The organism is Methylobacterium pseudosasicola (assembly GCF_900114535.1).
In the GTDB taxonomy this organism is placed as follows: domain Bacteria; phylum Pseudomonadota; class Alphaproteobacteria; order Rhizobiales; family Beijerinckiaceae; genus Methylobacterium; species Methylobacterium pseudosasicola.
In genome coordinates this window covers 48,224-70,637 of the sequence record NZ_FOTK01000013.1, presented here as the reverse complement: position 1 = coordinate 70,637, position 22,414 = coordinate 48,224, and the positions used below count along the sequence as shown (strand labels likewise).

20 protein-coding genes and 1 other RNA gene are annotated in these 22,414 nt (G+C 71.3%); 9 read left to right on the top strand and 12 right to left on the bottom strand.

Features of this window, described 5'->3' with window-relative positions; all coding sequences use genetic code 11:
• Positions 1 to 149: 149 nt before the first annotated feature.
• The 9 genes from mraY to arsH form a co-directional block, all read right to left on the bottom strand.
• The gene (gene mraY, locus BM228_RS14425) at positions 150 to 1,235 is read right to left on the bottom strand and encodes a phospho-N-acetylmuramoyl-pentapeptide-transferase (RefSeq protein ID WP_092041634.1); all 1,086 of its coding nucleotides are present in this window, start codon (positions 1,233 to 1,235) and stop codon (positions 150 to 152) included.
• Positions 1,236 to 1,324: 89 nt separating this feature from the next.
• Entirely contained in the window at positions 1,325 to 2,800 is a 1,476-nt protein-coding gene (locus BM228_RS14420) for a UDP-N-acetylmuramoylalanyl-D-glutamyl-2,6-diaminopimelate--D-alanyl-D-alanine ligase (protein ID WP_092041631.1), read from the bottom strand.
• A 19-nt stretch (positions 2,801 to 2,819) separates the two neighbouring features.
• Positions 2,820 to 4,280 (bottom strand): UDP-N-acetylmuramoyl-L-alanyl-D-glutamate--2,6-diaminopimelate ligase, encoded by a 1,461-nt coding sequence (locus BM228_RS14415; RefSeq protein WP_092041629.1) that lies wholly within the window; start codon positions 4,278 to 4,280, stop codon positions 2,820 to 2,822.
• Positions 4,277 to 6,202: a peptidoglycan D,D-transpeptidase FtsI family protein gene (locus BM228_RS14410; protein ID WP_092041626.1), complete on the bottom strand. Its 1,926-nt coding sequence runs from the start codon at positions 6,200 to 6,202 to the stop codon at positions 4,277 to 4,279. The genes BM228_RS14415 and BM228_RS14410 overlap by 4 nt, the downstream gene beginning before the upstream one ends.
• Positions 6,203 to 6,208: 6 nt before the next feature.
• Positions 6,209 to 6,622, bottom strand: a complete 414-nt coding sequence (ftsL, locus tag BM228_RS14405; protein ID WP_092041622.1) for a cell division protein FtsL — start codon at positions 6,620 to 6,622, stop codon at positions 6,209 to 6,211.
• Positions 6,619 to 7,686 carry a 16S rRNA (cytosine(1402)-N(4))-methyltransferase RsmH gene (gene rsmH / locus BM228_RS14400; RefSeq protein WP_425284944.1) on the bottom strand — a complete coding sequence of 356 codons (1,068 nt, stop codon included), beginning with the start codon at positions 7,684 to 7,686 and terminating at the stop codon, positions 6,619 to 6,621. Before rsmH ends, ftsL begins: the two co-directional genes overlap by 4 nt.
• Positions 7,687 to 8,102: 416 nt before the next feature.
• An RNA gene (gene rnpB, locus BM228_RS14395) (RNase P RNA component class A) lies at positions 8,103 to 8,501 on the bottom strand.
• Positions 8,502 to 8,553: 52 nt separating this feature from the next.
• Positions 8,554 to 8,994 (bottom strand): VOC family protein, encoded by a 441-nt coding sequence (locus BM228_RS14390; protein WP_092041616.1) that lies wholly within the window; start codon positions 8,992 to 8,994, stop codon positions 8,554 to 8,556.
• Positions 8,995 to 9,143: 149 nt separating this feature from the next.
• A complete protein-coding gene (arsH, locus tag BM228_RS14385; protein ID WP_092041613.1) occupies positions 9,144 to 9,890 on the bottom strand; it encodes an arsenical resistance protein ArsH in 747 nt (248 codons plus the stop codon).
• Positions 9,891 to 9,940: 50 nt separating this feature from the next.
• On the opposite strand from arsH, the gene BM228_RS14380 reads away from it, so the two are divergent.
• The 8 genes from BM228_RS14380 to BM228_RS14345 all read left to right on the top strand — a co-directional run bounded on the left by BM228_RS14380 (position 9,941) and on the right by BM228_RS14345 (position 19,208).
• A complete protein-coding gene (locus BM228_RS14380; RefSeq protein ID WP_092041610.1) occupies positions 9,941 to 10,300 on the top strand; it encodes an ArsR/SmtB family transcription factor in 360 nt (119 codons plus the stop codon).
• On the top strand, positions 10,293 to 10,733 hold the full coding sequence (arsC, locus tag BM228_RS14375; RefSeq protein WP_167367736.1) for an arsenate reductase (glutaredoxin): 441 nt from the start codon (positions 10,293 to 10,295) through the stop codon (positions 10,731 to 10,733). The genes BM228_RS14380 and arsC overlap by 8 nt, the downstream gene beginning before the upstream one ends.
• A 27-nt stretch (positions 10,734 to 10,760) precedes the next feature.
• Entirely contained in the window at positions 10,761 to 12,056 is a 1,296-nt protein-coding gene (locus BM228_RS14370; RefSeq protein ID WP_092041607.1) for an arsenic transporter, read from the top strand.
• 4 nt (positions 12,057 to 12,060) lie between these two features.
• Positions 12,061 to 13,275: an MFS transporter gene (locus BM228_RS14365; RefSeq protein WP_092041604.1), complete on the top strand. Its 1,215-nt coding sequence runs from the start codon at positions 12,061 to 12,063 to the stop codon at positions 13,273 to 13,275.
• 41 nt (positions 13,276 to 13,316) lie between these two features.
• Entirely contained in the window at positions 13,317 to 13,592 is a 276-nt protein-coding gene (locus BM228_RS14360) for an AbrB/MazE/SpoVT family DNA-binding domain-containing protein (protein WP_092041793.1), read from the top strand.
• The gene (locus BM228_RS14355) at positions 13,589 to 13,987 is read left to right on the top strand and encodes a type II toxin-antitoxin system VapC family toxin (RefSeq protein WP_092041601.1); all 399 of its coding nucleotides are present in this window, start codon (positions 13,589 to 13,591) and stop codon (positions 13,985 to 13,987) included. Before BM228_RS14360 ends, BM228_RS14355 begins: the two co-directional genes overlap by 4 nt.
• Before the next feature lie 86 nt (positions 13,988 to 14,073).
• On the top strand, positions 14,074 to 16,695 hold the full coding sequence (gene pepN / locus BM228_RS14350; RefSeq protein WP_092041599.1) for an aminopeptidase N: 2,622 nt from the start codon (positions 14,074 to 14,076) through the stop codon (positions 16,693 to 16,695).
• Between the two features lie 179 nt (positions 16,696 to 16,874).
• Positions 16,875 to 19,208, top strand: a complete 2,334-nt coding sequence (locus BM228_RS14345; RefSeq protein ID WP_092041598.1) for a PAS domain-containing sensor histidine kinase — start codon at positions 16,875 to 16,877, stop codon at positions 19,206 to 19,208.
• A 7-nt stretch (positions 19,209 to 19,215) separates the two neighbouring features.
• Here BM228_RS14345 and BM228_RS14340 read toward each other — a convergent pair whose 3' ends face one another.
• Positions 19,216 to 19,470 (bottom strand): hypothetical protein, encoded by a 255-nt coding sequence (locus BM228_RS14340; protein WP_092041596.1) that lies wholly within the window; start codon positions 19,468 to 19,470, stop codon positions 19,216 to 19,218.
• Positions 19,471 to 19,622: 152 nt separating this feature from the next.
• On the opposite strand from BM228_RS14340, the gene BM228_RS14335 reads away from it, so the two are divergent.
• Complete coding sequence (locus BM228_RS14335) at positions 19,623 to 19,907, top strand: hypothetical protein (protein WP_092041594.1); 285 nt, start codon at positions 19,623 to 19,625, stop codon at positions 19,905 to 19,907.
• A gap of 9 nt (positions 19,908 to 19,916) precedes the next feature.
• On the opposite strand, the gene BM228_RS14330 is transcribed toward BM228_RS14335, so the two are convergent.
• Positions 19,917 to 21,056, bottom strand: coding sequence for a GNAT family N-acetyltransferase (locus tag BM228_RS14330; protein ID WP_092041591.1), 1,140 nt, complete (start codon positions 21,054 to 21,056; stop codon positions 19,917 to 19,919).
• Positions 21,053 to 22,408: a lipopolysaccharide biosynthesis protein gene (locus tag BM228_RS14325; RefSeq protein WP_092041589.1), complete on the bottom strand. Its 1,356-nt coding sequence runs from the start codon at positions 22,406 to 22,408 to the stop codon at positions 21,053 to 21,055. Before BM228_RS14325 ends, BM228_RS14330 begins: the two co-directional genes overlap by 4 nt.
• Positions 22,409 to 22,414 lie beyond the last annotated feature (6 nt).

The window sequence follows — 22,414 nt, the reverse complement described above, 5'->3', positions numbered from 1 at the left end:
GGTGCCCGCGCCAGCGGGCTTTGACGGAGCCCTCCAGGGATCACGCGGCCGGCTGGAGGGCTCCTTCGAGGCGCCCGCTTCGCGGCCGCACCTCAGGATGAGGGCCCGTTTGGGATCGGCCGTAGTGGAAAACAGTCTAACACAGTTTCTCAGCGCAGCTTCAGGGTTGCCAGGCCGGCGAGCGCCAGGATCACCGCGATGATCCAGAACCGGATCACGACCTGCGGCTCCTTCCAGCCCTTCTGCTCGAAATGGTGGTGGATCGGCGCCATCCGGAAGACGCGCTTACCGGTGAGCTTGAACGAGGCGACCTGGATGATCACCGACATCATCTCCAGGACGAACAGGCCGCCGACGATCGCCAGGACGATCTCGTGCTTGGTCGCCACCGCGATGGTGCCGAGCAGGCCGCCGAGCGCCAGGGAGCCGGTATCGCCCATGAAGATCTGGGCCGGCGGCGCGTTGAACCACAGGAAGCCCAGCCCCGCCCCGATCACCGCGCCGCAGACGACGGCGAGCTCGCCGGTGTCGCGGACGTAGTTCACCTGGAGGTAGCTCGCCGTGAACGAGTTGCCGACGAGATAGGCGATGATCCCGAAGGTGCCGCAGGCGATCATCACCGGCACGATCGCCAGCCCGTCGAGGCCGTCGGTCATGTTCACGGAATTGCCGGCGCCGACGATCACGAAGGCCCCAAACAGCGCGTAGAACCAGCCGAGGTTCAGCAGCGCGTCCTTGAAGACCGGGAAGGCGAGCTGGTTCTGCAGCGCGACCGGCGAGTAGATCGAGACGATCGTGCAGGCCGCGACGGCGATCAGCGCCTCCAGCGTCAGCCGGAAGCGGCCGGAGAAGCCCTTGTGGGACTGCTTCGTCACCTTGAGGTAGTCGTCGTAGAAGCCGATCGCCCCGAAGCCGAGGGTCACGGTCAGGGTCACCCAGACGTAGTGGTTGCGCGGGTTGGCCCAGAGCAGGATCGCCACGACGGCGCCCGCCAGGATCATCAGCCCGCCCATGGTCGGCGTGCCGCGCTTGGTCAGGAGATGGGTCTGCGGCCCATCCTCGCGGATCGGCTGGCCCTTGCCCTGGCGCAGGCGCAGCAGGGAGATGATCCACGGCCCGAACCAGAACACGAACAGGCCCGCCGTGAACAGCGCGCCACCGGTGCGGAAGGTGATGTAGCGGAAGACATTGAGGGGCGAGAACGTGCCGCTCAGTTCCGAGAGAAGGTACAGCATCCGGGCGCTCGGCCCCTTTGTTCAGGCGCGGGTTTCGGGGGGCGGCACCGGTCGTCGCGAACGCTCGGGCATGCCGATTCTGGGGCGGTTCAGTGGGTGGAACGCGGGATCGAACTCGGGGCGGCGGCCAGTCCGCGCCGCCCCGGGTCGACCGCGTAGCGGGCTTTCAGCACATCGACAATCCGCCCCATGCGGCTGCCGTTCGATCCCTTGACCATCACGGCGTCGCCGGACCGGAGGTTGCGGGTCAACGGCTCGATCAGGTCGGCGGCGGTGTCGGCGACGCCGCCGCGGCGGCTCACCGGCAGCGCCTCGAACAGGTTGCGCATCAGCGGCCCGGAGGCGAAGACCAGGTCGATCCGGGCGGCCTCGATCGCTTCGGCGAGGCCGCGATGCAGGTCCGGCGAGGCCGCACCGAGCTCCAGCATGTCGCCCAGCACCGCGATGCGGCGGCCGCGCGGGCCGGTCTCGATGCCGGCGAGCGTCGCGATCGCGGCGCGGACCGAGGCCGGGTTGGCGTTGTAGCTCTCGTCGACCAGGTAGGCCGTGCCGCCTTCGATCTCGAGGGCGGTGCGCTCGCCGCGCCCCACCGGCGGCGTCAGGCCGGCGAGCGACAGGGCCGCCTCGGCGAGATCGGCGCCGAGCGCGTGGATCACCGCCATGACTCCGAGCGAGTTCAGGGCCGCGTGCCGTCCCGCGGTGCCGAGCTTGTAGGTAACGGGCTGGCCCATCACCACGGCATCGACCACCGACAGGTCGGGGCGCAGCACGATTTTGTGCGCCCTCACGTCGGCCTCCGGGTGCTCGCCGAAGCTGATCACCCGGCCGGCGCGCGAGGCCCGCGCATGGGCGAGCAGCCGCTCGAAATGCGCGCTGTCGTGGTTGATGATCGCGACGCCGCCGGGCTCAAGACCCGAAAAAATCTCGCCCTTGGCGTCCGCGATGGCCGAGACCGAGGCGAAATGCTCGATATGCACCGGCTCGACCGTGGTGATCAGCGCGATGTCGGGGCGGACCTGGGCGGTCAGCGGCACGATCTCGGCCGGGTGGTTCATGCCGATCTCGAACACGCCGTAGCGGGTGGCCTGCGGCATCCGGGCGAGCGTCAGGGGCACGCCCCAATGATTGTTGTAGGAGGCCGCGGAGGCGTGGGTCTCGCCCTGCGCAGCCAGCACGTGGCGCAGGGCTTCCTTGGTTCCGGTCTTGCCGACCGAGCCGGTCACCGCCACGATCTGGGCGTCGGTACGTGCCCGTGCGGCTTCGCCGAGACGGGTCATCGCGGACAGGACCGGGTCGGCGCCTACCCCCGGGACCGCCAGGACAGGTCCGTGCGCGGAAAAGTCGGCGGCGCGGGCCTCGCTCACCACGGCGGCGCCGGCCCCACGCCCGAGCGCGTCGGCGACGAAGTCGTGACCGTCACGGGCCTCTCCCCGAATGGCGAAGAACAGGTCGCCGGGCTCGATCGTGCGGGTGTCGATGGAGGCGCCCGTGATCGGGCGGCCCGCGCCGATCAGGCGCCCGCCGGTGGCGGCTTCGAGCGCGTCGCGGGTCCAGAGTGCGGTCATGGTCGGTCCCCGATCGCCGTCACGCCGTCGCCTCGGCGATGGCGGCGCGCAGGACCTCGTGGTCCGAGAACGGCAGGGTGCGATCTCCCACGATCTGGCCGGTTTCATGGCCTTTGCCGGCCACGACCAGCACGTCGCCGGGGCCGAGCCGGCGCACCGCTTCGTGAATCGCCGCCGCCCGGTCGCCGATTTCCTCAGCCTTCGGAGCCGCTTCGCGGATCGCGCGGCGGATCTGCGCGGGATCCTCGGTGCGCGGGTTGTCGTCGGTGACGATCGCGACGTCGGCGAGCCGCTCGGCGATCGCCCCCATGAGCGGGCGCTTGCCCCGGTCGCGGTCGCCGCCGCAGCCGAACACCACCACGAGCCGGCCGCACGCGAACGGCCGCAGGGCGGTCAGCACGCTCTCCAGGGCCTCGGGCTTGTGGGCGTAATCGACGAGGCACAGGCCGCCCCGCGCCTCGCCGACCCGCTCCATCCGGCCCGGCACGCCGGTGAGGTGGTCGAGGGCCGCGAACACGCCCTCCGGATCGGCGGCACCGGCCGGTGTCGCGAGTGCCAGCCCGGCCGCCACCAGGGCGTTCGCGACCTGAAAATCGCCGACCAGCGGAAGGCGCACCGTCCGGGTCACGTCCGCATGCAGGAGCGTGACGGCCTGGGCGAAGCCCTCGGTCATCGCCGAGACGAGACGGATCTCCGTTCCCGCGCGCCCGACCGTGCGGACCGGCCGCCCGGCGCCCTCGGCTGCCGCGATCACCTGGTCGGCATAGGCGCCGTCGGTGTTGACGATCGCCGGGCAGCCCTCCGGCAGCAGGTCGGTGAACAGGCGCAGCTTGGCCGCGAGGTACTCCTCGATGCTCGCGTGGTAATCGAGATGGTCGCGGCCGAGATTGGTGAAGCCCGCCGCGGTCAGCCGCACGCCGTCCAGGCGGCGCTGCTCGATCCCGTGGGAGGACGCCTCCATGGCGAGCTCGGTGACGCCCTCCCGGGCGAGGCGCGCCAAGGTCTGGTGCAGCGTCACCGGGTCGGGGGTGGTGAGCGAGCCGTATTCCGCCCCGCGATTGGTGACGATCCCGACGGTGCCGAGGCTCGCCGCGTCGCGGCCGAGCCGGGCCAGGATCTGACGCACGAAATCGGCGACCGAGCTCTTTCCGGCCGTGCCGGTGACCGCGACCACGGCCCCGGGCTGCGCACCGGCGAGCCGGGCGGCGGCGAGTGCCAGCGCCCGGCGGGCATCCGGAACCGCGATCCAGGCGACGGAATCGGGCAGGTCGGCGGGGCGATCCCCCTCCCCGGCCACCGCGACGGCGCCGCGACCGGCGGCCTGCGCGGCGAACAGACGGCCGTCGGCCTTCGTGCCGGGCACGGCCACGAACACGGTCCCCGGCGCCACCTGCCGGCTGTCGGCGGTGAGCGCCGACACGGTGAGGTTGGCGGCCGGGCCGGCGGCCTCCGGGAAGAGATCGGCGAGCCGCGCGCTCACGGGCCGCCCAGTTGGTTCACGTGGTAGGCGTTGAGCTTGACCATCTGGGGGAAGGGCCGGACCGGCGGATCGAATTGCGGCGGCAGGCCGAGGATCGGGGCGACCCGCTCGATCACCTTGCCGGTGACGACGCCGGAATTCCACGCCGCGGTGGCGTAGCCGCCCGATTCCGGCAGGCCCTGCGGCTCGTCCATGATCGTGACGAACAGGTATTTCGGGTCGTTCATCGGCGCCGCCGCCATGAAGGTCGTGAACAGGCGGTTGTGAATGTAGCGCCCGCCGATCACCTTCTCGGCGGTGCCGGTCTTGCCGCCGACGAAGTAGTACGGGATCGCCGCCTTCTTAGCCGAGCCCTCCGCCGCGTTGAGGCGCATGATGTAGCGCATCGCCTCGGAGGTCTGTCCGGAGAGAACGTGCGTGGCGCGCGCCTTGTCGTCGGGCGCAGCCTTCAGGAAGGTCGGGGTGATCAGGTCGCCGCCATTGGCGATCGCCGCGACCGCCGCCGCCGCCTGGATCGGCGCCACCGCGATGCCGTGGCCGAACGCGATGGTGATCGTGTTGATCTCGGTCCAGCGGGACGGGACGATCGGGGCGGCGCTCTCGGGCAGCTCGGTCCGGAGCCGGTCGAGCAGGCCCATTTTCTTCAGGAACGCCTTGTGGCCGGGCACGCCGACGCCCAAAGCCATCTTGGCCGAACCGATGTTGGAGGAGTGCGTGAACACCTCCGGCATGGTGATGACCCGGTTGGTGCCGTGATACTCGTGGATCTTCTGCCGGCCCCAGTTCAGCACGCCGCCGCGGGTGTCGAAGGTGGAGTTGACGTTGTACTTCCCGGAATCGAGCGCCATGGCCAGCGTCATCGCCTTGAAGGTCGAGCCCATCTCGTAGACGCCGACATTCATGCGGTTGATTCGGTCGGGCGAGAGCGCGTCCTTCGGGTCGTTCGGGTCGAAGTCCGGCATCGAGACGAGGGCGATGACCTCGCCGGTCTTGACGTCGAGGATCATCGAGGCGCCGGCCTTGGCCTTGAAGTGATCGATGCCCCAGGCGAGCTCGTCGCGCACGGCGAACTGGGCGCGCAGGTCGAGGGAGAGCTGCACCGGCTTCAGGTCGGCCTGCTTGTTGACCAGCCCGAAGCTGTTGAGCGCCTGCAGGCCGGTGGAATCGATGTACTTCTCCATGCCGGCGATGCCGACGCCGTCGAGGTTGGTCGCGCCGAGGATGTGGGCCGCGGCGGTGCCGTTCGGGTAGACCCGCTTGTGGTCGGGCAGGAAGCCGATGCCCGGGATGCCGAGCCGGTGGACCTCGGCCTGCTGCTTCGGGGTCAACTCGCGCTTCACCCAGACGAAGCCCGCGCCCTTCTTGTCCTTGCGCGAGGACAGCTTGGCACGCAACTCGGACGCGTTGAGTTCCGGCAGGACCGCGGTGAGCAGCTCCACCGCCTCGTCCTTGTCGTAGATGTTGCCCGGCTCGGCGAAGACCGAGACGGTGCGGATGTCGGTGGCCAGGATCTCGCCGTTGCGGTCGACGATGTCGGGGCGGAACGCCGTCGAGGAGGCGGCCGCGACCCGGTGCTCCTGGCTGGGCGGATCGCCGAACACGGCCATCATCAGGAGCTTGGCCGAGATCGTCCCGAACACCGCGACGAAGACCAGCCCGACCAGGGCGACGCGCATGTGCGACCGCTCGATGGCGAGCCGGAACATGCTGCGCACGAACGCCCGAACGCGGGCGGCGCGCGGGTCCGGATGCAGCGCCCGGGCGGCGGCCTCGAGCGCGGCGGCATCCTGCTCGGACACGGCGTAGTGCGCCGAGTCGTGAGCCGGCGCCTCGTGCGCCGATGCGTCTAGAGCCTGTGCGTCGTGCTCCGAGATCTGCGCCTCGGCTGCCGCGTCTCGGGTGTGGTCGGCGTCTTCGGACACGGGTGATTACCTCGAAGCGGTATTCGGGGTGCGGGTCGTGGTGACGGTGCGGGTGATCGCACCGGTGGTACGCGGCTCGGCCGTGCCCTTGTCCTTGGGCGTCGCCGTCGCGGCGAGTAGCCGGCCGATCTCGTCGCCGCGCTCGGGGCGGGCGGGCAGGTCCGAGAGGCGGGCCAGGTGGCTGGTGCCGATCGGCTCCAGGGCGAGGTGCTTGTCCACCGCCGCCTGTAGCCGGTCCGGCCGGGTCAGGAGCTGCCACTCGGCGCGCAGCACCGCGATCGCCTGACGCTCCTTGTGGAGCGCCGTCTGCAGCTTGGAGACCTGCCCGCCCTGGTAGAGCGTGTCGTACTTGATCGAGTAGGCGTAGATCGCCGAGGCCACGAGGCCGGCGACCGCCAGAAGGTTCAGCAGGCGGATCATCGGCGATGGCCCCCGCGGGCGGCTTCGGGCAGGCTCGCCAGCGCGTGGAGCGCGGCAAGCGGTTCGGGCGTCTCGGATTCGGTGCGCTCCCCAGCCCGGAGCTTGGCCGAGCGGGCGCGTGGGTTGCGCGCGATCTCGGCCTCGCCCGGCAGGACCGGACCCTTGGTGACGAGGCGGAAGCTGCGGATCGTCTCGGCTTGGCCGCCGGGGAGGTGGCGCGAGCCTTGGGCGGAGCGGCCGCTGCGGGCGGCGAAGAACTGCTTGACGATCCGGTCTTCTAGCGAATGGAACGTCACCACCGCGAGCCGCCCGCCCGGGGCGAGCACCCGCTCGGCGGCGTGGAGCGCCCGGACCAGCTCGCCGAGCTCGTCGTTGACGGCGATCCGCAGGCCCTGGAACGTCCGGGTCGCCGGGTGGATGTGGCTGCCGGGCTCGGCCCAGACCACGCTGGCGACCAGCTCGGCGAGCTGGGCGGTGGTCTCGATCCGGCCGCGGCGGCGGGCCTCGTGGATGGTCCGGGCCACGGCGCGGGAGCGCCGCTCCTCGCCGTAATGATAGATGATGTCCGCGAGCACCGTCTCGTCGGCCTCGTTGACGATGTCGGCGGCGCTCGGGCCGTCCTTGCCCATGCGCATGTCGAGGGGGCCGTCGTTGCGGAACGAAAAGCCCCGCTCCGGTGCGTCGAGCTGCATCGACGAGACGCCGATATCGAGGACGACCCGGTCGGCCTTGGCCTCGCCGGCCTCGTCGAGCAGCGCATCGAGATCGCCGAACCGGCCGGAGACGAGGCGCAGGCGCCCGCCGGCCTCGGCGACCAGGGCCTGGCCGTTGGCGATGGCCTGCGGGTCGCGGTCGATGGCGATCACCTGCAGCGCCGGATCGGCCGCGAGCAGCGCCCGGGTGTAGCCGCCGGCCCCGAAAGTGCCGTCGACGGCCAGCCCGCCATCGAGATTGAGCGACTCCACGACCTCGTCGAGCAGGACCGGGACATGCGGCTGCGCGGCGGCGACGGGGCCGTCGCGGTGCGCGGCGGCCATCTCGGCCGGAGGACGGCGCCGAATCATGCGGGCCTCGCCGGGGCGGCGCAGGGACGGACGGGAATTCGGCGCGAACCGGGGGCTCCGGCGCGGATGCGGCTGGTGCGTCTCATGGTGCCCTGTGCCGGGCCGCGCGAGCGCGGCGCGCGTGACGGGAACGGCACCGGATGCAGAGCGCGCAAAACGCCGCGCACGGACGGGACCTGCACCTGTGCAGGTGACGCCCGGCGATCCGATACACGCCGTTGACGGGAGGATGCCGGGTATCATGGGCCTCGGAGGATCGTCAACGCACGCGCCTGGCGCAGCGGCGCTGACCGATCTGACCCCGGTACGGTTAACCGAAGGTTTTCGCCGCGCGGGATTTTTGGGTCTTCCCCGAGCGCTCCGGCAGGCGGCCGAGCGCGGCGCCAAACGTTGTCGCGGCGCGTCTTTCGGGCGGTTGGATCAGCCGGCCTATAAGCCGGGTTCTGTAAGGCCGGAGCGCTCGCGCGCGCCGACGTGGCGGCCATTCCTCTGGGACGGTCGTTGCCGACCGCCTCGAGCAACCAACCCGGGCGACTGGCCTGGAGAGCGGGCCTGCCCTTCTCGCGAAGGGCGCGCCGCCCCTATTCGGTCTTGCTCCCGGTGGGGTTTGCCGTGCCGTCCGCGTTGCCGCGTCCGCGGTGCGCTCTTACCGCACCCTTTCACCCTGACCCCGGACGCATCCGGGGCGGTCTGCTTTCTGTGGCACTATCCCTGGGGTCGCCCCCGCCGGACGTTATCCGGCACCGTCTCTCCATGGAGCCCGGACTTTCCTCCCCGGATGCTCGCGCATCCGGAGCGGCCGCCCGGCCGGCTGATCCGCGGGCAGATGCGCCCGCGCCGCCGTCCGGGTCAAGGGTGCCGGGAGCTTTACCAGCTGCCGGTGTTCTCCATCGACGCCCAGGGCTCCTGAGGCTCCTTGGCGCCGCCCTTCTGCAGGATCTCGATGGAGATCCCGTCCGGCGACTTCACGAAGGCCATGTAGCCGTCGCGGGGCGGACGGTTGATGGTCACGCCCTTGTCCTTCAGCTGCGCGCAGAAGGCGTAAATGTCGTCGACCTGATAGGCGAGGTGCCCGAAATTGCGCCCGCCGGAATAGGTCTCCGGATCCCAGTTGTAGGTCAGCTCGATCAGCGGCGACTTGCTCGCCTGCGCCCGCTCGACATCCCCGGGGGCGGCCAGGAAGACCAGGGTGAAGCGGCCCTTCTCGTTCTCGATGCGTCGGACTTCCTTCAGGCCGAACGTGTCGACGTAGAAGGCGAGCGCCAGGTCGAGATCGGCCACCCGGACCATCGTGTGCAGGTATTCCATCAGGCGGCTATCCCTTGGGTTGGAGCGAGGGCCGTCGCGGCGCCCTCGGCGGAAACGGAAACGGAAACTGAAACGGATTTGGCCGGCCGGGCCGGTCGCTGTCCTAGCTAGAGCGCCGGCCCTCGGGCGAGTAGGCCGCCCGGCCCGCGTCAGGGCTTCCCGATGCCGATATCGGTCGCCACGTCGCGAAGCCGCTCCGGCGCCCGTTCCTTCCGCTCGCTGTAGCGGTCGACGAGATAATCGGCGCGCTCGCGGGTCAGCAGGGTGAACTTCATCAGCTCCTCGCAGACATCGACCACACGCTCGTAGAGCGGCCCCGGCTTCATCCGGCCGGCCTCGTCGAACTCCTTGTAGGCCATCGGCACCGAGGACTGGTTCGGGATGGTGATCATCCGCATCCAGCGGCCGAGCAGTCGCAGGCTGTTGACCGCATTGAAGCTCTGCGAGCCGCCCGAGACCTGCATCACCGCGAGCGTGCGCCCCTGCGTCGGGCGCAGGCTGCCCTCGCTGAGCGGCAGCCAGTCGATCTGGCTCTTCATCACCCCGGTGAGATTGCCGTGCCGCTCGGGCGAGACCCAGACCTGCCCCTCCGACCAGACCGAGAGCGCACGCAGCTCCTGCACCTTCGGATGGTCTGCGGTGGTGTCGTCGGGCAGCGGCAGGCCGTGGGCGTCGTAGATCCGGACCTCGCCGCCCATGGCTTCGAGCAGGCGCGCCGCCTCGTAGGCCAGGAAGCGGCTGAACGAGCGCGCGCGCAGGGAGCCGTACAGGACCAGGAAGCGCGGCGCGTGCGTGAAGGGCTGCGCCACCGCGATCTGTGCCGCATCCGGCACCACGAAATGCGGCCGGCTGAGATTCGGGATTCCGTCGGCGAAGGGCTGCTCGGGCTTGTCCACGGGGGCGCTGTCTCGTATATTCAAAAGATCGTTTGAATGTTGAAACGAAAATGGACGAACCGCAAGCCCTCGCGGCCTTCGTGGCCCTGGGGCAGGAGCACCGGCTGCGGGCACTCCGGGCGCTGGTGAAGGCCGGGCCGGACGGCATGGCCTCTGGTGCCCTGGCCGCCGCCATTGGCGTGTCCGCCTCGACCATCTCCTTCCACCTGAAGGAGTTGCAGCAAGCCGGGCTGATCGGGTCCCGCCGGGCGGGGCGCTCGATCATCTACAGCGTCGCCTACCCGGTCCTATCCGGGCTGGTCGAATTTCTCATGACGGATTGCTGCCAGGGGCACCCGGAGCTCTGCGCCCCGGCGCTCGCAGCCCTGTCGACCTGCGGCCCGAACGCGAACGAGGTGGACCATGCCTGATCACGCCATCGACGTGGTGATCTACCACAACCCCGCCTGCGGCACCTCCCGCAACACCCTGGCGATGATCCGCAATGCCGGCCTCGAGCCGCACGTGATCGAGTATCTGAAGACCCCGCCGGCACGGACCCTGCTCAAGCAGCTCCTGGCCCGGGCCGGCCTTTCGGTGCGCGACGCCCTGCGCGAGAAGGGCACGCCCTTTGCCGAACTCGGCCTCGCCGATCCGGCCTTGACCGACGACCAGCTGCTCGATGCCGTCGCGGCCCATCCGATCCTGCTGAACCGGCCGCTCGTGGTCAGCCCGAGGGGCGTCCGCCTGTGCCGGCCCTCCGAGCTGGTGCTCGATCTGCTGCCGCCGCAGCAGGGCGCGTTCGTCAAGGAGGATGGCGAGCCGGTGGTGGACGAGATCGGTCGCCGCGTCGGTCTCGCCTGATCCGGCGCCGGAAAGAACCCCGCCCGCATGCTCGCCTTCGCGATCTTCGCCGTCACCCTGGTCTTCGTCATCTGGCAGCCGGGGGGATTCGGGATCGGCTGGAGCGCCCTGATCGGGGCGGGCGTGGCCCTCGCCACGGGGGTGATCCAGCCGGCCGACGTGCCGGTGGTCTGGCACATCGTCTGGGACGCGACCTTCACCTTCGTCGCCCTGATCATCATCTCGCTGCTGCTGGACGAGGCCGGGTTCTTCCACTGGGCGGCACTGCACGTGGCCCGCTTGGGCGGCGGGCGGGGCCGGCGCCTGTTTCCCCTGGTGGTGCTGCTCGGCGCCGCCATCGCGGCGGTGTTCGCTAATGACGGGGCCGCGCTGCTGCTGACGCCGATCGTGCTGGCGATTCTGCTGAAGCTCGATTCCAAGCCGCGGGCCGCGCTGGCCTTCATCATCGCCTGCGGTTTCGTGGCGGATTCCACCAGCCTGCCGCTGGTGATCTCCAACTTGGTCAACATCGTCTCGGCGAACTTCTTCGATGTGACCTTCGGGCGTTACGCCGCCGTGATGGTGCCGGTCGATCTGGTGTCGCTCGCCGCCACGCTGCTGGTGCTGGGGCTGTATTTCCGGTCCGCGGTGCCGCTCACCTACCCGGTTGACCAGCTGGAGCGGCCCCGCGACGCAATCCGCGACGCTCTGCTGTTCCGAGCGGCCTTCCCGCTGCTCGGCCTGCTGCTCGTCGCCTATTTCGTCACCGCGCCGTTCGGGGTGCCGGTCTCGGTGGTCACCTGCGCGGGCGCGGCCGTGCTCCTGCTGCTCGCGCGCAGGGGCGGGCGCATCCCGGTCCGCAAGGTGCTGGCCGGCGCGCCGTGGCAGATCGTGCTGTTCAGCCTCGGCATGTATCTCGTCGTCTACGGGCTCCGGAATGCCGGCCTGACCGATGCCCTGGCCGGCGGCCTGGCCTGGCTGGCCGGATACGGGCCGCTGGTGGCGACGCTCGGGGCCGGCTTCGGCGCCGCGATCCTGTCCTCCGTCATGAACAACATGCCGAGCGTGCTGATCGGCGCGCTGGCGATCCAGCAGGCCCCCGACCTGTCGCCGCTGATGCGCGAGCTGATGGTCTACGCCAACGTGATCGGCTGCGACCTCGGCCCGAAATTCACCCCGATCGGCAGCCTCGCGACTTTGCTGTGGCTGCACGTGCTGGCGAGCAAGGGCCAAAGGATCGGCTGGGGCCAGTACATGCGGATCGGCCTCGTCATCACCGGGCCGGTGCTGCTCGCCGCCCTGCTGGCGCTCGCCCTGTGGCTGCCCCTCCTCGGGACGGGCTGAGCCCGTGGCCGACCGAACCCGCCGCTGGCCGGTGATCGCGGCGCTCGGCGTGGTGCAGATCCTCGCCTGGGGCTCCTCCTTCTATATCCCGGCCGTGCTGGCCGAGCCGATCGCCCGGGACACCGGCTGGCCGCTCGCCTGGATCGTCGGCGGCTTGTCCCTCGGCCTGCTGGTGGCGGCCTTCGCCTCGCCGCGGGTCGGCGCCGTCATCCAGCGGCGCGGGGGGCGGCCGATTCTCGCGGCGGCGGCGCTGCTGCTCGCCGCGGGCCTCGCGGTGTTGGGCCTCGCCCCGACGCTCCCGGTCTTCCTCGCCGGCTGGCTGATCCTCGGTCTCGGCATGGGCTGCGGCCTGTACGATCCCGCCTACGCTACGCTGGGCCGGCTCTACGGATCCGAGGCACGCTCCGCGATCACGGCCCTGACCCTGGTCGGCGGCTTCGCCAGCACGGTCTGCTGGCCGCTCTCGGCTTTCCTGGTCGCCCATCTCGGCTGGCGGGGGACCTGCTTCGCCTATGCCGGCCTGCATCTGGCCGTGACGCTGCCGTTGGTCCTCGCCTTCATCCCGCCGGCCACGCCCCGGGCTGTGGCGGAGACCGGTCGGGCGCACCCGGTCGTGCCGCTGGCGCCGTGGCAGGCCCGCGCCTTCCTGCTGATGGCCGGCGTGCTGGTGCTCGGCGGCACCATCATGGCGCTGGTCTCGGTGCATCTGCTGACCCTGCTCCAGGCCCGGGGCGAAACGCTGGCCGCCGCAGTCGCCTATGGCGGCCTGATCGGGCCGTCGCAGGTCGGCGCCCGGCTGGTGGAGATCGCCAACCGGGGCCGACACCACCCACTCTGGACTCTTACCGCCGCCTTCACGCTGGTCGCCCTCGGCCTGCTCTTGCTGGCCTCGCACGGGCCGGCGATCGGCTTGGCGCTGGCGATCTACGGCGCCGGGAACGGGATCTACTCGATCGCGCGTGGGACCGTGCCCCTCGCCCTGTTCGGCCCCGAGCATTACGCCGGGCTGGTCGGCCGCCTGGCCCGGCCCGGTCTGGTGGCCCAGGCCTTGGCGCCCCCGCTCGGCGCCTTCCTGCTGGTTCGGATCGGGCCCGACGCCCTGTGGGGCCTGCTGGCGCTGCTCGCGGTGATCAATCTCGGGCTGATCGGCGGGCTGTGGCGAATGAAGAAAGTCGGTGCCGCGGCAAGCGGCGAGCCGTTATCCGACGCTCGACCATAATGCACGACCGCATTACCCTGGCGCCGACGGGAGATCGCATCATGCCGACACTGACTGTCACGGCGCGGGGCCAAGTCACGTTCCGCAAGGAGATTCTGCAGCATCTGGGCATCAAGCCCGGAGGCAAGATCCGGCTCGACCTCCTCCCCGACGGACGGGCGGAGCTGAAGGCCGATCAGGCCAAGGGCTCGTGGCGGGACCTGCAGGACTTCCTGAAGGATCGCACCAACGGCGCCCGGCTCACGATCGACGAGGTGAACGAGGCCATCGCCGAAGCGGGCACGGCGGCCGGGATGCGTGGGCTCGAGCGCCCGTGAAGATCAGCCTCGACACCAATGTCCTCCTGCGCCTGATCGTCGGGGACGACGTGGCGCAGCGGGACAAGGCGGTCGAGACACTGGAGCGGGCCGAACTGGTTGCCGTCAGCGTTCACGCGCTCTGTGAGTTCGTCTGGGTGCTGGAGCGGCATTACGGGGTGCGAAGAGCCGATGTCGCCGCCGCGATCCGTCGCATCCTCGACATGCGCAACGTGGTCGCCAACAGGCCCGCGGTCGAAGCCGGATTGGCCGTGCTCGATGCCGGCGGCGACTTCGCCGACGGCGTGATCGCCTTCGATGGCCGCTGGCTCGGCGGCGAGACCTTCGTCTCCTTCGACAGGAAGGCCGTCGCGCTGATGGAGCGGCACGGCATAGCCGCGGGCCTGCCGCCCTGACGCGGCCTGGCTAGGCTCCCGGACCGCGTTGCGCCCGGCCCCGCGAGGGACCAGAACGGGCCCGAACCCGATCCGGAGAGAGCCGAATGCGCACCGAGACGCCGCCGCTGATCCGCCTGGAGGAATACCGGCCGAGCGACTACCTGATCGACCGGGTCGATCTCGACATCCGCCTCGACCCGCACGCCACCCGGATCGACGCGACCCTGGCCCTGCGCCCGAACCCGGCCGGACGGCCGGGCGCGCCGCTCCATCTCGACGGCGACGATCTCCGGCTGGTCTCGGTCGCCCTCGACGGCGCGGCGCTCGCGGCGGAGTCCTACACCGCGACGCAATCGGGCCTCAGCCTGCACGCCCCGCCGCAGCAGCCGTTCACCTTACGCCTCGTCACCGAGGTCGATCCGACCGCCAACACCAAGCTGATGGGCCTTTACCGCTCGAGCGGGGTCTACTGCACCCAGTGCGAGGCCGACGGCTTCCGCCGGATCACCTATTTCCTCGACCGCCCCGACGTCATGGCGGTCTACACCACCCGCATCGAGGCGGACCGGGCCGAGGCGCCGGTGCTGCTCGGCAACGGCAATCTCGTCGAATTCGGCGCCGTCGGTGCGGACCGGCATTTCGCGGTCTGGCACGACCCGCACCCGAAGCCCGCCTACCTGTTCGCCCTGGTCGGCGGCCGGCTCGGCAAGGTCGAGACCCGCTTCACCACTCAAGAAGGCCGCGCCGTCACCTGCGCGGTCTATGTCGAGCCCGGCAAGGAAGCCCGCGCCGACTACGCCCTCGACGCCGTGATCCGCTCCATGAAGTGGGACGAGACCGCCTTCGGCCGGCCCTACGATCTCGACGTGTTCAACGTCGTCGCCGTGTCCGACTTCAACATGGGCGCCATGGAGAACAAGGGCCTCAACATCTTCAACGACAAATACGTCCTGGCAAGCCCCGAGACCGCCACCGACGGCGACTACGCGGCGATCGAGGCGATCATCGCCCACGAGTATTTCCACAACTGGTCGGGCAACCGGGTCACCTGCCGGGACTGGTTCCAGCTCTGCCTCAAGGAGGGGCTGACGGTCTTCCGCGACCAGGAATTCTCCTCCGACATGCGCTCCCGGCCGGTCCACCGGATCGCCGAGGTCCGCTCTCTGCGGGCCCGGCAATTCCCCGAGGATGCCGGCCCCCTGCGCCACCCGGTGCGGCCGCGGGCCTATGCCGAGATCAACAACTTCTACACGGCCACCGTCTACGACAAGGGCGCCGAGATCGTCCGGATGCTGCGCACGCTGATCGGCCCGGAGGCGTTCCGGGCCGGCATGGACCGGTACTTCGCGGACAATGACGGCCGCGCCGCCACCGTCGAGGACTTTTTGGCGGCCTTCGCGGCGGTGACCGGGCGCGATCTCTCGGCCTTCGCCCGCTGGTACGAGCGGCCCGGCACGCCGCGCCTGTCCGTCACCATGGCCTACGATGCCCAGGTTGCCCGTTGCACCCTGCGCTTCGCTCAGAGCCTGCCCGGCGAAGCCGGCCAGGACGCGCCGCCCCTGGTGATCCCGGTGGCCCTCGGCCTCGTGGGCGCCGCGGGGCCGCTCACGGGCGCCACCTGCCCGGATGTGCGGGACGGGGTCTTCGTCCTCGACCGTGCCGAGGCCGAGATCGTGTTCGAGACCGTCACCGAGGAGCCGGTGCCGTCGCTGCTGCGCGACTTCTCGGCCCCGGTGCGGCTCGATTTCGACCTCACCGACGCCCAGCGCATGCGGCTGCTCGCGCAGGACAGCGATCCGTTCAACCGCTGGCAGGCGGCGCAGGATGTCGCCCTGCGGCTGATTCTCGACCCCGATCCTGCCCGGGCCGATGCCTTCGCGGAGGCGCTGGGGCGCTTCCTCGACGGTGAGGCGCTGGCCGACCCGGCCTTCGCGGCCCTGGTCCTGGCCCTGCCGAGCGAGGGCGAGGCCGCCGACTCCCTGCCGGCGGACGTCGATCCGGACGCGATCCACCGGGCGCGGTTCGATCTGCGGGCGCGTCTCGGCCGGGCCCTGCGCTCGCGCCTGGAGCACCTCGACGCCGCCCTCGCCCCGGCTGATGGCGCGACTTACAGCCCGGACGCGGCCTCGGCCGGGCGCCGGTCGCTGCGCAATGCCGCCCTCGACCTGATCGCCGCCGGCGATCCCGAGGCCGGGGCCAAGCGTGCCGCGGAACGCCTGGCGAACGCCACCAACATGACCGACCGGCTGGCGGCTTTGGGCACCCTGGCGCTGATCCCGGGCCAGGCCCGGGAGGATGCATTTGCGGCCTTCGCGGAGCGTTTCGCCGACGAACCGCTGGTCCTCGACAAGTGGTTCGCCATCCAGGCGCAGATCCCCGAACCCGGCACCCTGGAGCGAATCAACCGCCTCAAGATCCACCCGGCCTTCACGATGACCAACCCGAATCGGGTGCGCGCCCTGGTCGGAAGTTTCGCATTCGGAAACCCGACTCAGTTCGCGCGGCCCGACGGAGCCGGTTTTTCGCTCGTCGCCGACACGGTCGCGGCCCTCGATTCGACCAACCCACAGGTTGCCGCGCGGCTCCTGACGGCCTTCGGATCCTGGCGCCGGCTGGAAAAATCGCGGGCCGGCAAAGCCGGCGAAATGCTTAATCGGATCAAGGCGATCCCGGGCCTCTCGCGGGACTCGGCCGACATCGTCGCGCGCACCCTTGGAGGCGGCTAAGCTACTGAACTTGCGGTAGAAAACGATTCTGTGGCCGAGTCGTAACGCAGGGGTTGCGTCAAGCCCGAATGGTAAAAAATCCGTGGACAAGCGGCCCCCGAAGATGGTTGTATTCAATCAGATTCGGGGGGCGCGAGACGCGGCGAACGGATCGCAACTCCCACGGGTGAGGTTCGGCCATGCCGGAGGCGGCTTCCGCTTCCTTCTCCGCGCGTGCGGAATCGAGTCTCGCCGTTTCCTGGCCGATGCGCGTCCGGGATCCGCGGCTCGGTCTGGTCGAGCGGTGGCTGCGCTACGCCGTGCCGGGCATCCTCGCGGTGTTCCTGGCCTGCCTGGTCGGCCTCGCGGCGCTCCACATTCAGGGCCAGCGGGCCGAGATCCTGGCCGGCGCCAAGGCTGAGGTCGAGGGCTTCGCCCGGCTGGCCGCCCGGGCGATCGCGCCGGTTGGCGGCCGGGCCTCCGATTTGCGCAGCCTGATGCCGGAGAGCGAGCGCCATCCGGGCCGGCGCCTCCTGCTGGTCCGGCCCGATACCCGCATCGCCGCCGCCCACCCGCCCCTTCCCGCCGACGCGACGACCCTGGCCCAGGTGCTGGGCGAGAGCGAGCCGCTCTCCGGCCTCGGCGAGCGCGCCGGCGCCATGGCCCTTGAACTCCCGGGCGGCGAGAGCGTGCTCGCCGCCATCCACAGCCTGCCCGGCGGGGCCGGACAGGTCGCGGTGCTGCAGCCGATCGAGCCGCTGATGCGCGGCTGGAGCGCCCGGGCCCGGGACCAGATCGTCCTGGTCGGGGCCGCGATCCTGGTGATCGTCGGCGTCGGCCTCGCCTACGGGTTGCAGAGCCGGCAGGCGACCCGGGCCGACCGCGCCCGCGAGCAGATCCGCGGCCGGCTGGAGACCGCCCTGCGCCGTGGCGCCTGCGGGCTCTGGGACTGGGACATCGCCCGGGGCCGGATCTACTGGTCCGATTCGATGTACGCCCTGCTCGGCTACCAGCGGCAGCACGAATATCTCTCCTTCGGGGCGGTGAACGCCCTGGTCCATCCCGACGACGGCGACCTTTACAGCCTCGCCCGGGGGCTTGCCGCCGCCCAGACCTGCGTCGACCACGCCTTCCGAATGCGCGGAGCCGACGGCGCCTATGTCTGGCTGCGCGCCCGGGCCGAGGTCATGCCCGACGTCACCGATGGCGGGCGCCACCTCGTCGGCATCGCCACCGACATCACCGAGCAGCGCGCCCTGGAGGAGACCAACGCGGCCTCCGACATGCGCCTGCGCGACGCCGTCGAGGCGATCTCGGAGGCCTTCGTCCTCTGGGACACTGGCAACCGGCTGGTGCTGTGCAATTCGAAGTTCCGCCACCTCCACGCCCTCAGCCCGGAGGACGCGCAATCCGGCCGGAGCTACACCGACGTGATGGGCCGGGGCGTGCTGCCCCAGGTGCGACGCGAATCCCCCGAGGCCGGCCTCGCCCTCCCCGGCATGGCCGCCCGGACCTTCGAGGCCGAGCTTACTGACGGACGATGGCTACAAATCAGCGAGCGCCGCACCAAGGATGGCGGCTACGTCTCGGTCGGCACCGACATCACCAGCCTGAAGCGCCACCAGGAGCAGCTGCAGGCCTCCGAGCGCGAGCTGATCGAGACCGTCAGGGATCTCAAGCGCTCCCGCCGCACCCTCGAACTTCAGACCCAGCAGCTCGCCGACCTGGCCGAGCGCTACCTCGAACAGAAGGCCGCCGCCGAGGCCGCGAGCCAGGCCAAGTCCGAGTTCCTGGCCAATATGAGCCATGAGCTGCGCACGCCGCTCAACGCGATCATCGGCTTCGCCGACGTGATGGAGAACGCGGTCCTCGGGCCGCTGGGCACCCCGCGCTACACGGAGTATTGCCGCGACATCCGCGAGAGCGGCTCGCACCTGCTCTCGATGATCGACGACATCCTCAACATGGCCCGGCTCGAAGCGCGCCGGGTGCGGCTGAGCCCGCGGCCGATCTCCGCCGAGGCTGCCGTCGCCTCGGCTCTCGGGCTGGTCGAGGCGGCCGCCCGGGACAAGGGGATCGTGCTCGGCCTCGACGTGCAGCCTGGGATCGACCTGCTCGCCGATCCGAGCGCGATGCAGCAGATCCTGGCCAACCTCGTCCAGAACGCCGTGAAGTTCACGCCGGCCGGCGGCCGCGTCGCGGTCCGCGTCCGGCGGGCGGGGGCCAGCACCCACCTGTTCGTCGAGGATAGCGGCATCGGCATCCCCCGGGCCGACCTCGCCCGGCTCGGCCGGCCGTTCACCCAGGTCGAGGCGCAGATGACCCGCAGCCACAAGGGCTCGGGGCTCGGCCTCGCGATCACCCGCTCCATGGTCGAGCTGCATGGTGGCTCCCTGCGGATCCGCTCGGAGGAAACGGTCGGCACCGTCGTGCTGGTGCGCCTGCCCGCCCCGACGCCCGAGCAGAAGGACCGGCCCGCGCCGGCCCGTGCCGCAGCGTCCCGTCCGGGCGCCCGGCGGCCTGTCGCCGCCTGAAACCGCCTTACCGCCGCGGATCGAGCCCTCCCGATCGCGCCAGGCGGCCCTGCTCCACCTGCCAGCGCGCATCCGCCACCGCCCGGGCGAGGCGCCGGATCCGCCAGCGGCGATAGAGCGTCAGGAGCGCGGGGCCGTCGAGCTCGGCCTGGTGATGCCGCAGCCGCCGCAGCAGGTCGGGCAGGACCGACGCCGCCGCGTCGGCGGTGGCGATCTCGATGGCCCGCAACTCGGCCCGGAAACCCGCCTTCCAATCCTCCATGGCGACCCGGGCCTCCGCAGTGAGGCGTCGTCCGGATCGCAGCTTCGGGAGCTTTCCCGCGACACGGATGCGCCCCCGAGAACGCACGTCCCGGACCGGCGTTTCCCGTTCAGAGGATCCGCACTGCGGATCGACCATCGACGAGACGATCCATGCGCTCCAGGACCACCCTCCGCCTCACCCTCGCGGCCGTGCTCGGGCTCTCCGCAGCCCCGGCCTTTGCCCAGAGCGTCGGCTACGCCACTGGCTTTCCCGGCAAGGACACGGCGGGCGACGAGGAGATCGGCTGGGGACCGGCCTATCGCCCGGAGACGAGCTTCGCCCAGCCCGGCACGCCGCCGACCCCCGGGGAGATCGCCGGCCGCGCCTACCGGGCCCGGACCGGGCACGGCGTCTACGACCAGATCCAGGGCGAGGGGCCGTATCGCAACCGATAGGGCCGCGTTTCAGCGCCGCCGCAAAGCCCTCTTGGCTGCGGCGCGGGCCTCGTGCTCGAAACGCGCCAGCCGCAGACGCCGCTCCAGGGAGAGGCTGCGCTCCCCCGGCGGCAGAGCGATGATCTCGGCGACGGGAGTCCGGTCGCGGTAGAGGCTCTCCAGAGCCGAGCCGTCGAGGGTCGCCGAATCGAGTTTTTGCGCAAAACCGGTTTCGTGGCAGGCGCGCACGATCTCGGCTTCCAGCAGCAGGCCGGGGGCGTGGCTGCGCAGATCCTCGTCGTAGGCGGTCTTCAGGAGCGTCGCGGTGCCGCCGCCCACCAGGGCGAGGCTGATCGCGACCGGCCGTCCGTCGAGGGTCAGGGCATCCGCCCGGATGCCGACCGGGCCGGGCGCCTCGGCGAACAGGGCGCGGGCGAGCGCGTCCATGTCAGGCCGGCAGGCCATGGCGGTGCCGGCCTGCCCCTTCCAGCCCTTCCGCTCCAGGACGAGGAAGTCGTCAACGAGCCCGGCCAAGTCCGAGCCGCCCGTGGCGCTGACGTGAGCGACCGTCCCGATCTCCGCCAATCGCCGGGCGCGGCGGCGCAGATCCTTGAACCGGGACCGGTTCGGATGCCCGGCCAGGAACGCGTCGTAATCCGCCCGGCGCACCATCATCGGCCGCTCGAACGCCGTCACGACGCCGATCGCCCAGCCGCGCGCCCGCATCGCCGCCAGCATGTCCGGGACGGCGCCGTCCTCCGTCGGCAGGAGCGGCCAGCGCCAAGCCCGGCCGGCTTCCTCCAGGCCGGCGACCAGGGCGTCCACCGCCGCTCCGCGCCCCCGGCCATCGATCACCAGGGGCGCGGTGGCGGTCACCAGCGGCGACAGGAACGGCCGCGCCACCCGGCCGCCGAGGCCGGTGATGTCGCGCCGGAGGGTGAAGGGCAGGAGCGCGACGCAAGCGCCGCCGCGGTGTACCGTGACGAAGCGCAGCCCATCGGGCAGCAGCCCGGCCGCCCGGTGCGCCGCGATGACGTGGTGCGTGTAGTGCGGATGCGGCGCTGCGGCGGAGGCGAATAGCGCATCCCAGGCCGCTGGATCCGGCGCGGAGCCGACGGAGACCGACAGGCCGGCGAGAGCTTCGGGCGGCGCGTAAGCCGGAACATTCATCGGATCGCTCCCGCGGACCAGATCGGGGTCGGCAGCCCGTGCAGGCGGCCCGCCGCGCGGGCGAGCAGGCCGGCGCGCACGATCGTCGCCAGCGCCACCGCCAGGGCGGCCCCCAGGGGGCCGAGGAGCGGGATCAGCATCAGGCACAGGGCGCCAGCGACGATCAGCATGAAGGCGGTGATGCCGGCGCAGAGGCGCTCGCCGCCCAGCATGGTCAAAAGGTCCTCGCCCGGCCCGAACAGGCTCGCCGCGACGCTGCCGGCGACCAGCACGGCCAGGATCGGCACGCTGGAGCCGAGCCCGGGGCCGAACATCGCCAGCAGCAGGGGGCTCAAGCCGACGATCCCGGCGCCGACCAGGGCGGTGGCCCCCGCGGTCAGCCGGCCCTGGCGGCGCACAAGGTCTGCGAGCAGGGGGCGATCGGCTCGGGCGTGGGCGGCGCTGTAGCGCTGGAGCGTCGCCGCGCTGGCGGCGAAATGCACGAAGACGACGAATTGCTGGATCCGGGTCGCGGCGAAATACAGACCGAGCTCGGCGGGGCTCACCAGAGCGCCGAGCACGATCACGTCGACGAAGGTGAAGCCGGCATTGGCGAGGTCGATCCCGGCGATCGGCAGGCTGGTGCCGAGCCAGGTCCGCCACTGGTAGCGCTGCGGCCCGGCCGGCAGATCCGCCCGCAGACGCGCCAGGAGCAGGCCGGCCTGCAGCGCGGTGGCGATGGCGGCGGCGACCAGCATGCAGGCCATCGCGACCTCGGCCCGGGGCGGCGCCCCGAGCAGCACGGCGCCGATCATGCAGGCCATCATTAGGCTCTGGCGCAGCAGGTAGGGCGGCGCGATGGCGAGCCCGACCCAGTTCTGGCTCCGGGCCACGCCCTCGAGATAATCCTGAAGCGCGAACAGCGGCATCACGCAGAGCGCGACCGCGATCGGGGCCCGGTAGGCCGGGGCGAACAGGCCGGGCTCCAGCCACAGCAGCGCCGCGCCGAGGCCGGCGACGGTGAGCGCCGCCCCGCCGGTGACCAGCGCGCCGGCCCTGAGGTAGCCCCGGGCGAGGTCGAGATCGCCCCGCGCCTGATCGGTCGGCACGAACCGGCAGGCGCCCTGCGACAGGCCGAGCGTCAGCGTGTGGCCGAGCATCGCGGTCCAGACCCAGACGGCGGCGAATATCCCGTAGGCGTCCCAGCCCATCAGCCGGGCGGCGAGCACCTGCGCCGCGTAGGCGAAGCCGGCCGCGCCGACCCGGATGACGAAGACCGTGAGCGCCGCCCGCGCCGGGCCTTCCCGCAGGGCGTGGAGGCGTTGGCCGGCGGCGGCGAGCTTGCTGAGGGCCGGGAGGGCTGTCGCTGACACCACGGG